We start from the raw sequence: 11,231 nt of genomic DNA on the forward strand, positions 1-11,231 counted from the left end.
GTGCCATGTCAATAACTGAGTCGTCACAACCCACCATCCTCATCCGCGGAGCCGGAGATCTGGCGACCGGCGTGGCGCTGGTGCTCTTCAGGGCCGGGCTGAAGCGGCTGTTGCTGCTGGAGCAAGAGCAGCCCCTGGCCGTGCGCCGGCTGGTCTGTTTTTCCGAGGCCGTGTACCTGGGCCGAACCGAGGTGGAGGGGGTTCGGGCCATGCTGATCGATTCCGTGGATCAGGCCGAAGCGGCCTGGGCCGGAGATGAAATCCCGGTCATCGTGGACCCGGACATGGCCTGCCTTGCAGTACTTAAGCCCCAGGTGCTTGTGGATGCCCTGATCGCCAAGCGCAATGACGGCGTTCACCCCGGCCTGGCTCCCCTGGTCGTGGCCCTGGGGCCAGGCTTTGTTGCCGGCCAAGACGTGCACTGCGTCGTGGAAACCCATCGCGGCCACGGCATGGGCAACCTTGTCTTCAGCGGCGCAGCCTATCCGAACACCGGCATTCCCGGCGAGGTGGCGGGCAAAACCCTGGAGCGGCTGTTGCGCGCGCCCGGGGACGGACTGTTCACGGCCTGCCGCTCCATCGGCGATCATGTCCGAGAGGGCGACGTTGTCGGCAGCGTTGGCTCCTGTCCGGTGCCGGCCCGGACCAGCGGAGTGATCCGGGGGCTGCTGCGCTCCGGTCTTCATGTTCGCAAGGGATTAAAGTTGGGCGACGTGGACCCCAGAGGAGAGGCTTGGCGCTGCAGACACATTTCCGACAAGGCCCTGATCGTGGGTCAGGGCGTGCTTCAGGCCGTACTCGCGGCAGGCGAATTCATGCGATTAGGCCCTACCGACTTGGCCGTCATGACGCATCCCGCCGAACAATTCGCCACCCATGCCTCTCTCGGGAGGACCGGATGAGCATCGGACAGCCCGTCAAGCGCCTGGATGTCGAGGCCAAGGTCACGGGGCGGGCGCGCTATGCCGAGGATATGCTGCCTCCCGGCGTGCTCAGCGCCGTGTACATCCGCGGGACAGTGGCCCATGGCCGGGTTGTTTCCATGGACACTCGCGCCGCCTTGGAGGTTCCCGGCGTGGAAGCCGTCTTCACCCATGCCGATGTTCCGAAGATACTCTATGCCACGGCCGGACATCCCTATTCCCTGGATCCGGAACATGCCGACGTGGCCGACACCCTGCTGCTGACCGAGCATGTCCGCTTTCACGGCGACCAGATCGGCGTGGTGGTGGCCCGGGACGAGCTTGCGGCGCGGCGAGCCGCTTCCCTTGTGGAGGTGGCATACGAGGAATATCCGGTCATGACCACGCCGGTAGCGGCCATGGACCCGCGAGCCAAGGTCATCCATCCGGGAGGGAACGTCGTCCAGCGCAGCGGATTCAATGTGGGCGGAGACGCCGAAGCAATCATAGCCGCCGCGGACGTGGTCGTGGAAGGCCATTATGAGACGCCCATAGCCCAGCATTGCCACATGGAACCGCTGGTGGCCCACGCCTACATGGAGGACATGGAACGCATCACCGTGGTCACATCCACCCAGATCCCGCACATCTGCCGACGCATCGTCGGGCAGGCTCTGGGCATTCCATGGAGCCGGGTACGAATCATCAAGCCCTGCGTGGGCGGCGGCTTCGGAGCCAAGCAGGATGTCGTGCTCGAACCCATGGTCGCCTTTCTGGCCTGGAAGCTGGGTCGTCCCGTGCGTCTGGCCCTGACCCGCGAAGAATCCATGATCACCAGAACCCGGCATGCCTTCCATATGCACGCCAAAATGGGCTTTACCCGGGACGGTCGCCTCCAGGCCGCAAGCCTGGACGTCCTCTCCAACACCGGGGCCTACGCTTCCCACGGCCATTCCGTGGCCGCCGCCGGGGGCGGCAAGCTCTGCAGCATGTATCCCCACAGCGCCATGCACTTCCAGGCCGCCACGGTCTATACCAATCTGCCCATTGCCGGCGCCATGCGCGGCTACGGCTCCCCTCAGACCATCTTTGCCTTCGAGTGCTTGATGGAAGAGGGAGCCAGGGCCCTGGGCATGGATCCCGTGGATCTTCGGCTGCAAAATGCGGGGCGGCCGGGAGACGTGAATCCGCTCTCGAAGCGGCCCATAGAAACCCACGGTCTGGTCGAGTGCCTGCAAAAGGGCCGTGCGCTTTTTCGCTGGGACGAACGCCGAGCCGCGAATAAGAACCGAACCGATGAAGCAGCGGACATCCGGCGCGGCGTCGGCGTGGCCTGTTTCAGCTTCAATTCCGGCGTGTATCCCGTGGGAGTGGAGTTGTCCGGAGCGCGGCTGACCCTGGTCCAGGACGGCTGCGTCCTGCTCCAGGTGGGGGCGACGGAAATCGGTCAGGGCGCGGACACGGTCTTTGCCCAGATGGCTGCTTCCGTGCTCGACCTGCCCATGGAGGCCGTACGGGTGGTTTCCACCCAGGACACGGACGTCGCGCCCTTTGATCCCGGTGCCTTTGCCTCACGACAAACCTATGTGGCTGGTCCGGCCGTAAAAGCAGCGGCCGAGGACCTGCGCTCCAGGATTCTGGACCATGCCGCACTGATGACGGGCTTCCCGGCCCACGCCCTGGATCTCACGACCGGCTTCATCGTCTCGAGCCGTGATGCTTCCCTGGTATTCATGAGTCTGGAAGAACTGGCACTGGATGCCTATTACAATAAGGAACGAGGCAGCCAGCTCACGGCGGAACGCTCCGTGAAGACCCGCAGCAACGCTCCCTCCTTCGGCTGCACCTTCGTGGAAGTGGAGGTGGACGTTCCGCTGTGCCGGGTCCGGGTTACGGACATCCTGAACGTTCACGATTGCGGCGTGGTCATCAACCCGGCCACTGCCAGAGGACAAGTCCAGGGTGGCATGGCCATGGCCATCGGTTGGGCCTTGTACGAGGAACTGCTGGTTGATCCGCGATCCGGCCAGGTGCGCAACAACAACCTCCTGGACTACAAGATGCCCACCTTCCCGGACCTGCCCGACCTGGACGTGGCTTTTGCGCAAACACTCGAACCTTCCGGCGGCTTCGGCAACAAATCCCTGGGCGAGCCGCCTCTGCTCTCCCCCGGTCCGGCCATCCGCAACGCGGTCTGGGACGCCACCGGCGTCAAAGTCAACGCCATCCCCCTCACCCCCAAGGCCCTGTTCCCCCTGTTCCGGGACGCCGGGCTGCTTGAAATCGCACGATGAACATGATCTGCTGGAAATCTGAAAAATTCTGGCTGGGCTCGCTTCGCGACAATCCGGAGATCATGACTCAGGGCGAAACCATTGAGGAGCTGCAGGAAAATTTGCGAGAAGCTGCTCTGCTCATGGCTTTGGAAGATGGATCTGAACAAAACGACTGCCAGGCCGAGGAATAAATTATGTTCGCCTTCGAATCCTACCATCGCGCCCGCACCCTGAGCGAGGCCCTGGATCTGCTCGCGGTCAATCCCTTTGCCCGGCCCATGGCCGGGGGCACGGACATCCTGGTCCGGTTGCGGGAGGGGCACAAGGACTATGCGGACATCGTGGACATTCACGGCCTGTCGGAACTGGAAGGGATTACGGAAGAAGCGGGAGCGCTGCGCATCGGCGCGGGGACGACCTTTGCCTCCATCATGGCCTCGCCGCTGGCCGCCCGCCACGCGCCCATGCTCATCGAGGCGGCGGGCTGGGTGGCCGGGCCGCAGATCCGCAACGTGGCCACCATCGGCGGCAACATCTGCAACGGCTCGGTCTGCGCGGATTCCGCCGCCCCCTTGCTGGTCCTGAACGCCCACCTGGATCTGATCGGTCCGGAAGGAGAGCGGCTGATCCCCTTGCGCGGGTTCCATCTCGGACCGGGGCGAGTGGAGCTGCGCCGGGGCGAGATCCTGCGCTCCATACGCATCAAGACGGAAGAGTGCCGGAATCTGGGCACGTCCTATATCAAATACTCCATGCGCCAGGCCATGGACATCGCCACCATCGGCTGCGGCGCGGGAGTGCGCATCAGCGACGGTGCGGTCCGGGAACTGCGCCTGGCCTTTACCGTGGCCGCGCCGGTTCCGGTGCGCTGTCCCGCGGCCGAGGCCGCCGCGACCGGCCTGCCCCTGGAGCAGGCCGTCGAGACCGCCTGCGAAACCCTGGTCCAGGACGTCAGCCCCCGCACGTCCTGGAGGGCCGCGGCGGATTTCCGCCTGCACATCATCCGCACCCTGGCCAAGCGCATGATCCTGGCCGCGGCCGCACGAACGGGGAATGCTTCATGCTGAGGATTGCCTGCACCATCAACGGTCAACGCCATGAAATGACCATCGATCCTCGAACCTCCCTCCAGGACATGCTCCGGGACCTGGGAGCGACCAGCGTCAAGCACGGCTGCGGGGTAGGAGAATGCGGTGCCTGCACCGTCCTGGTGGACGACGTGGCCGTGAACGCTTGTATCTATCCAGCTGTCAGAGCGGACGGCAAGCGCATTCGGACCGCGGAAGGCGAGGTCAAAAACGGCGTGCTTTCCCCGGTCCAGCAGGCCTACGTGGACGCCGGCGCCGTCCAGTGCGGCTTCTGCACTCCCGGCCTGGTCATGACCAGCACTGCTTTCGTGGAGACGCACCGCGGTCGGGAGATCGCCGACGAGGAGATCCGCCGCGGCCACGCCGGCAATCTCTGCCGCTGCACGGGATACGACACCATTGTCAAGGCCGTGCGCCAAGTCCTCCAGGCCGAACCCGAAAACAAGCCTTGATCCCCGCCTCTCCGGCCGAACTCTACCTGCCCGATGCCCGGCGCGTGGCCCTTGTCGGGGCCGGCGGCAAGACCAGCCTCATGGCCGCCATGGCCGCACATGCCGTGGCTGCCGGGCAGTCCGTCATCAGCACCACCACGACGAAGATCCTGTCCCCCGCTCTCGATCCGAATGGCATTTTACCGACCGATGTTGTTTTCTGGGACGGAACCGGAACATCCCTGCCCGACATTCGCGAACTGCTCTTCCGCAAAAAACATCTGACCCTGGTTCGGGACCGTGATCCGGCAACGGGCAAGCTGCTCGGACTTGCTCCCGAAACCGTGGATCTCCTGGCCGCTTCCGGACTGGCGGACCGCATTTTCGTCGAGGCCGACGGAGCACGCGGCAGATCCCTCAAGGCGCCGGCGGACCATGAGCCCGTTATTCCCGCCAAAAGCGACTTGGTCATTGGAATTATCGGAGCGGACGCCATAGGCGCACCTGTCGACGAGGAACACGTGTTTCGCAGCGAACGCCTGGCTATCTTATGCGAATCAGAGCAGGCCCGGCCAGTTGACGCCCATATCCTGGCTTGCCTGGCAACCCATCCCCTCGGCCTTTTCAAGAACGCCCCGTCCAAACGCGGTACATCCCACCGGATCCTCTTCGTGAACAAGATGGATCTCGCGGACGCGCATATCTGGGAGGTTCTGCGTCAAGCCAAAGCAGAGACGGAAAGCCGACCAGGGCAAATGCCTCCAGAGCATCATTGGCTGGCGGGATCAATCAAAAGGAAATGGATACTTCCGATAGGAGCATGACTATGATGGATGGCCCTGCTCACAGAAAATGGCCCAAAAGATAGCTGGGTTCGCCTGATTGGCGTAATCAGTAAGCCCATCATCTTTCAGTCGGAAGCTGATCCGTTCGGTCAAGGTTCCCGGCATGACCAGTCCGGCCATATCTCCCTTGATGTCCGCCACGAACACCGACACCCCAAGACGTGAAAAACCTTCGGCCAGCACCATCAGGGACACACTCTTTCCCGTTTCCGTGGCCCCGGCAGTCATTCCATGCCGGTTGGCGTACCTCCGTGTAAATATGCCTGCGCAGTCCCTTTGCCGATCAGGATGTCATGCATATCCTTCCTTCGACTCAGAAATCGCAACTTCTCAACAAGTGTACACGAAAAAAATCGGAACTGTCCTGCTCAAACCAGATCCTCCCGGGGCACGTTCTCAATGCCTCGGCGCAAGGCCTTGGCCGCGAAATTCCCAGCGGGCATGATCCGAATCATTACTCCGGCCACGCCTTCAAAGCCGGAGAAGAGCCGCTCTTCGACCCGCCGGGCTATGTCCGCGCCTTGATTTACCGTCAAATTTCCGTTGATTTCGATGGTGCATGAAATATCGAGAGTCCCGGCCACGGAACGGACCCGGACGTTATGCACGAACACCACATCCGGATCCTGATCGATCAGGTTTTCAACCTGAATCATCAGGTCCTCGGATGGGGCGTGATCCAGAAGTTCGGCCAGACCGTCCCGCCCGATGTTCCATGCGGCCTTAAGGATCAGGATACACACAATGACAACGCCAATTTTATCCCACAGGGGGAAATTACCGAAAAGCATACCCAATATGATACAGACGGCCACTGCCGCAGAGGACATGGCGTCCGCCCGATGACTCCAACTGTTGGCGACAACGGCCGGGCTCTTCAACTTCTTGCCTTTCCGGATGGTATAATGGAACAGCAACTCCTTGATGACAGCCGCAACCACGGAAATGATCAATGCCGGGAGCAACGTGAAATTCTCAGAGTCTGGAGCGTAAAAAGCTCTGCGGGCCAAGCCGTAAGCCGTCAATATCAAGACCATGGCAATACACAACGTGACCAGCGTTTCCAGTCTGCGGTGGCCGAAGGGTTGTGCTCGACTGCGGGGCTTATAAGAAAACGTCACCGCAACGAGCAGCAAAACATCGCTGATCATATCGGCCAAGGACTGGATGCCGTCCGCCAGAACCGCGTCGACATGGAAACGCAGACCGACGAAAATCTTTATGATGCCCAAAAAGAAATTGATTGTCGTGCCGATAAGCGTCACGACGAAGATTCGCTTGAGGTTATTATCCGCGGGCGCAAGGTGTGACATGGCGTTGCTGAAGTGGTTCTGGGTTTCGAAGTGGAATGATAAGATTCTCAAGATTGAGCGCGAGAGCAACAGCATCGGCGATGCATAAGCAAACAACGGTCGGATCGGACCGTATCGCCAAATTTGGACACTTTCAATGATTTTGTGACGTCCATTCATAATTGCGCCAACTTCGGCTTGTCGAACCAAGGTCGTGACTATAGACATGGTCTCGGCGAACCACCTCCTTTAACCACCTGCGAATCTGACGTGACCAGGTTCAAGATAAACCCGCGGTGAAGCCCGGATTGACCGTAAATGCATGGCTTCGAGTGATCACCTTTTTGAGTTTTGTCAGATCTAATACAAAACCCGAAGCAGACGTCTGCTTCGGTTTTTTTTGATACGCAACCACTCAACGCTTTCAGAATAGGAGGAGTGTTCCGGATTGTCTCGATTTTTCGGCATCGCCTGTCTTACTGAGCCAGGTTTCGTTCATCAAACCATTGTCGAACTCCCGAAGCGCCAGATGAGGCTTTTTCGAGCAGTTTTCGAGGTCGCGAAGCCGGCGAGAAGTTGCGATGCCGAGAAATCGAGACAATCCGGAACGTAGCTGAATGGTTACTTTCATACTATCATTACAGCGACATTAACTAGCTAGAACAGTAGCGGACAGGACGTACGCGCACCAACATTCCCATTCGTGATCGATGGACACATGATGATTCAAGTTCCGGCAATGATCTGATGAGCGAATCTTGCCCCAGTTGTTGTGACCAACATGGCAGGTGTGCCGTCGATCAGTGCAATGGCCTATTGTTGCATTGCCCAGCGAATTGAAATCATATTCAGGGATATTAACATGAGCGGACAGAAATATGGCGTTTTTTTTATTCGTTGGTCAATAAACGTAACGTAAGTCCATGTTCAGATTCGTTATTGCCAAGATGCTCAATATGCCTATTGCAATTGCGGAAAATTTGTGTAGCGTGATTTACCCATCCCCGTGAAATAGGACTTACGGATAGAAAATTTTCCTAACCAGATCCTCTGCACATTGAATTTTTGGACCTGCCGTATTCTTGGCTGCCAACAATTTTGGCAGTTGCCTATGGAACTGCCAACTTGTTTGTCACTTCCTGAGTTGATCTTTTTGTAAATTAGCGCAAACTCATACAGTTACCCTCTGGAACGGCAGTTGCTAAAGGAAAATGAGCGCCACCCTTGAAAGCGATTGATTGTCGCAAGAGCTAAGGTCGTAGATCCGGCTTGTTCCGCACTACCCTGTCGCGCAACATCATGCTAAAGGAGAAGTCAGCATGAGCGATCTGTTGATGAGAAACATCGCCCTCGTCTCTATTGTCTTTTTTATTGGTCTCTTGTCTTTCAATTCCGTACGCAGTGTTGAACCGAAATTTGTTTGGAATGAGCGGGAGGCGGTATTATTGTGCCAGGAGAAGATTTGCGAGGATGCCGAGGACCTCAAATTATGCCGGGCTGACCTTCTTCTCATTAACCAGTGCATGGAGAGGATGCGCCAAGGATTTGGAAAATTCGAAAAGGCAAACGCCCGTTTCATGGCCAATCAGGAGAATCTCGCGTCGCGTCGAGCTGTCTCGGTTTGTTCCCCTGAACATTATTGGCACAGCCAGAAAGCCAAGACGTATGATTGGGAATTGGTCGGAAACTGCTTTGACAACATCCGCAGGTGGCACGAATAAGGAGTCTTGCAGCTATTGAAGTCTGAAGCTGAAGAGGAAGGGGGTGAGGAGAGGTCTTGTTTGCACCACGGACCAGTGCTTGACGTCACCGCCGTGTTGAGGACTGCAAGTCATCCGTTCAAGGCTCGGCGTGAGATGTGAAGTGCAGGCACTCCTGGTTGATGCCTTTTTCACTTTGGGCCAAGGGCTCGATGAGGGTCACGAAAACATTCTCCCGAACTCCGATCTCCAGGGCCTCGTCGACATCCGGAACAAGAATGTCAATTGCTTTCGTGTACCTGGAGTTCATCAGATCGCTGACCATCCTGATGCCGAAGCCTTCAACATATACTCTTTTACCAAGCCATCCCCGAAGGTCACGGGATACGGCCACGGTCCACCCGGGTTTGGGCCGCTGCATGATTGCCGTGTTCTCGATGTCGTCGTTGCATTCTTCCTTCCGGGCCGTATAGGCGGATAACCGAAGATAATGGGTGTTCGCCTTGTGATAGGCCTCAAGGATCGCCTTCAAGACGGTAATCTCCTCCTGAGCTTTCTGCAATTCCTGTTTCTGCTCATCAATGCAAACAATTTCCGAAAATGCTTCCACGGTCATTTCGACAGAGCTGCCGGCCATCGCGGATATGGCGTATAATTGCGCGAGTATGATGATTATCACCGAAAAAGGGTGGCGAAACATGACAAACTCCTCCTGCTATTCAAAAAATCGGTCTTCCAGACATGCTGGACTCGTTATTTCTTAACTAAAATTCCACTTTTTCAAGAAAAAAAATCTCTGATCGTTCTCCGGCGTAGGTTCGCCGGAGCCATGTCCAGAGACGGAATATCCTCATCTAAAAAGTTTGGTTTTGGGTCAGAATATCAAAAAATAATTTATAAAATAAAGGCCTTATTGTTTTGTACTGAGGTTTTTAAAGGGGAGTTATCCGTAGCCGACAAATATAGTGATGGACGTTGCTCTGAGATTTCCAAAGCCTTAATTCTTGCAACCATCATGCCTTCCACCTTTTTGCAACAAGAAAGCAGAATATAATTATTCCTGTAACTTGCTTCTAGGTCAGCTGGTCCTTTCAACTGAAAAACCATACAGAATAACCGGATAAAGCCGGTCCGAACTCCAATACCCATCCGAATCCCGATGTAGAAACTCGATCTGAGTTTATGGCATCCTTTACATTTTTAGAGAAATGGCTATCTATCGCCTTGCTCCCGCGTGATTGGAATTGAGTCCCTTCTTTCGACGCCTCACTTCGGCTTTTCGCCGCCAGCCCGACAGATCCCTCGACCTCCCAGAGCCTTTACCTTTTGCCGACACATCGGCCCGCAGTCTCGTGATCACGCCATTCTGCGAATACACTTCAGGAGATTTAATGAATTTTGATTCCTTTGCGCTGGACAAGCGCATCATGGCGGGCGTGTCTCGAGCCGGTTACCTTGTGCCGACACCCATTCAGGAACAGGCGATTCCACCGCTGCTCGCAGGACGAGACGTCCTGGGGCTGGCGCAGACTGGTACCGGCAAGACAGCAGCCTTCGCACTCCCGATTCTGCAGAAATTGTTGAACCTGGACGCGCCCAAGCGCGGTCCCGTGCGCGTTCTGGTGCTGGCGCCGACCCGGGAACTGGCCCTGCAGATTCATGAGAATTTTGTGGAACTGGGCGGCGAAACCGGCTTGCGCAGCGCAGCGGTTTTCGGCGGCGTGGGGCAGAATCCTCAAGTCAAGAACCTGCGTCAGGCCACTATCGTTGTGGCCTGCCCTGGTCGTTTGCTGGACCTGATGAATCAGGGACTGGTGGATCTGTCGAGGGTGGATACCCTGGTGTTGGACGAGGCGGATCGGATGCTGGACATGGGTTTTGCTCCGGATATTCGCCGGATCGTTTCCCGCCTTCCCCGACAGCGCCAAACCATGCTTTTTTCCGCAACCATGCCGGAAGAGATCCGCAAATTGACTCGGGAGTATTTGCATCATCCTGTGGAGGTGAAAGCCGAAACAACCGGGCAGGCGCCGGCTATTTCCCAGGCATTCTACCCCGTTCCGGCGCATCTCAAGGCCCAATTGCTGGAAGAGCTGCTGCGCACCACGGAACACGAAACCATGCTCATTTTCACCAGGACCAAGCACAAGGCCAAATCATTGGCCAAAAAGCTGGAGAACAAGGGCTGGGCCGCCACCTTCCTGCAGGGAAACATGTCCCAGAATCGGCGTCAGGAGGCCATGGCCGGACTGCGCTCAGGCAAATACAAGATCATGGTGGCTACGGACATCGCCTCCCGGGGCATTGATTGTCTCCGAATCAGCCATGTAATCAACTTCGACATCCCGGACACCACGGAATGCTACACCCATCGCATCGGACGCACGGGCCGGGCCCAGCAGACCGGGGAAGCCCTCTCTCTGATCTGCCGAGACGACGATGAACAGGTTCGCGCCATCGAGCGCAAATTCGGCGGCCGCATTGAACGCAGGACCCTGGAAGGGTTCGATTACGAGGCTCCAGGGCGGGTCGAACCGGAACGAGAACGCGAAGCCGGCCGACCCCGCTCCGCACGCCCTGTGCATGGCCGCACCGACAGGTCCCGTGGCCGTTCAGAGCGAAGAGCCGTATAATCCCGGTCCCATAAGCGTTTTGTTCGGCTTTTTGTCGATGAATGCAAAGCCTCGGCGAAAGTCG

At 57.8% G+C, this 11,231-nt stretch carries 12 protein-coding genes; 9 read left to right on the top strand and 3 right to left on the bottom strand.

The genetic code is table 11. The annotated features are described in order from the left end of the window. Positions 1 to 5: 5 nt before the first annotated feature. The 6 genes from yqeB to yqeC are packed head-to-tail and all read left to right on the top strand — an operon-like array spanning position 6 to position 5,521. The gene (yqeB, locus tag ACYQ15_RS10960; protein ID WP_459937551.1) at positions 6 to 902 is read left to right on the top strand and encodes a selenium-dependent molybdenum cofactor biosynthesis protein YqeB; all 897 of its coding nucleotides are present in this window, start codon (positions 6 to 8) and stop codon (positions 900 to 902) included. Then, complete coding sequence (gene xdhA, locus ACYQ15_RS10965; RefSeq protein ID WP_459937552.1) at positions 899 to 3,196, top strand: xanthine dehydrogenase subunit XdhA; 2,298 nt, start codon at positions 899 to 901, stop codon at positions 3,194 to 3,196. The genes yqeB and xdhA overlap by 4 nt, the downstream gene beginning before the upstream one ends. Further along, on the top strand, positions 3,193 to 3,369 hold the full coding sequence (locus ACYQ15_RS10970; RefSeq protein ID WP_459937553.1) for a type II toxin-antitoxin system HicB family antitoxin: 177 nt from the start codon (positions 3,193 to 3,195) through the stop codon (positions 3,367 to 3,369). Before xdhA ends, ACYQ15_RS10970 begins: the two co-directional genes overlap by 4 nt. A gap of 3 nt (positions 3,370 to 3,372) precedes the next feature. Continuing rightward, entirely contained in the window at positions 3,373 to 4,245 is an 873-nt protein-coding gene (gene xdhB, locus ACYQ15_RS10975) for a xanthine dehydrogenase subunit XdhB (RefSeq protein ID WP_459937554.1), read from the top strand. After that, entirely contained in the window at positions 4,239 to 4,718 is a 480-nt protein-coding gene (gene xdhC, locus ACYQ15_RS10980; protein ID WP_459937555.1) for a xanthine dehydrogenase subunit XdhC, read from the top strand. Before xdhB ends, xdhC begins: the two co-directional genes overlap by 7 nt. Continuing rightward, complete coding sequence (gene yqeC, locus ACYQ15_RS10985) at positions 4,715 to 5,521, top strand: selenium cofactor biosynthesis protein YqeC (protein ID WP_459937556.1); 807 nt, start codon at positions 4,715 to 4,717, stop codon at positions 5,519 to 5,521. Before xdhC ends, yqeC begins: the two co-directional genes overlap by 4 nt. On the opposite strand, the gene ACYQ15_RS10990 is transcribed toward yqeC, so the two are convergent. Together ACYQ15_RS10990 and ACYQ15_RS10995 are read right to left on the bottom strand one after the other, a co-directional pair. Continuing rightward, the gene (locus tag ACYQ15_RS10990) at positions 5,522 to 5,803 is read right to left on the bottom strand and encodes a helicase HerA-like domain-containing protein (protein WP_459939576.1); all 282 of its coding nucleotides are present in this window, start codon (positions 5,801 to 5,803) and stop codon (positions 5,522 to 5,524) included. A gap of 107 nt (positions 5,804 to 5,910) precedes the next feature. Continuing rightward, positions 5,911 to 7,062, bottom strand: a complete 1,152-nt coding sequence (locus ACYQ15_RS10995) for a cation diffusion facilitator family transporter (RefSeq protein ID WP_459937557.1) — start codon at positions 7,060 to 7,062, stop codon at positions 5,911 to 5,913. Between the two features lie 1,091 nt (positions 7,063 to 8,153). On the opposite strand from ACYQ15_RS10995, the gene ACYQ15_RS11000 reads away from it, so the two are divergent. Continuing rightward, positions 8,154 to 8,555, top strand: coding sequence for a hypothetical protein (locus tag ACYQ15_RS11000; RefSeq protein WP_459937558.1), 402 nt, complete (start codon positions 8,154 to 8,156; stop codon positions 8,553 to 8,555). A gap of 118 nt (positions 8,556 to 8,673) precedes the next feature. Here the strand turns inward: ACYQ15_RS11000 and ACYQ15_RS11005 are convergent, their stop codons facing one another. Next, a complete protein-coding gene (locus tag ACYQ15_RS11005; RefSeq protein ID WP_459937559.1) occupies positions 8,674 to 9,234 on the bottom strand; it encodes a 3D domain-containing protein in 561 nt (186 codons plus the stop codon). A gap of 129 nt (positions 9,235 to 9,363) precedes the next feature. Here ACYQ15_RS11005 and ACYQ15_RS11010 point away from each other — a divergent pair, with 129 nt between their 5' ends. Both ACYQ15_RS11010 and ACYQ15_RS11015 read left to right on the top strand, forming a co-directional pair. After that, positions 9,364 to 9,588 carry a hypothetical protein gene (locus tag ACYQ15_RS11010; protein WP_459937560.1) on the top strand — a complete coding sequence of 75 codons (225 nt, stop codon included), beginning with the start codon at positions 9,364 to 9,366 and terminating at the stop codon, positions 9,586 to 9,588. A gap of 337 nt (positions 9,589 to 9,925) precedes the next feature. Beyond that, positions 9,926 to 11,167 carry a DEAD/DEAH box helicase gene (locus tag ACYQ15_RS11015; RefSeq protein WP_459937561.1) on the top strand — a complete coding sequence of 414 codons (1,242 nt, stop codon included), beginning with the start codon at positions 9,926 to 9,928 and terminating at the stop codon, positions 11,165 to 11,167. Positions 11,168 to 11,231: the final 64 nt, after the last annotated feature.

The organism is Desulfonatronum parangueonense (assembly GCF_054656975.1).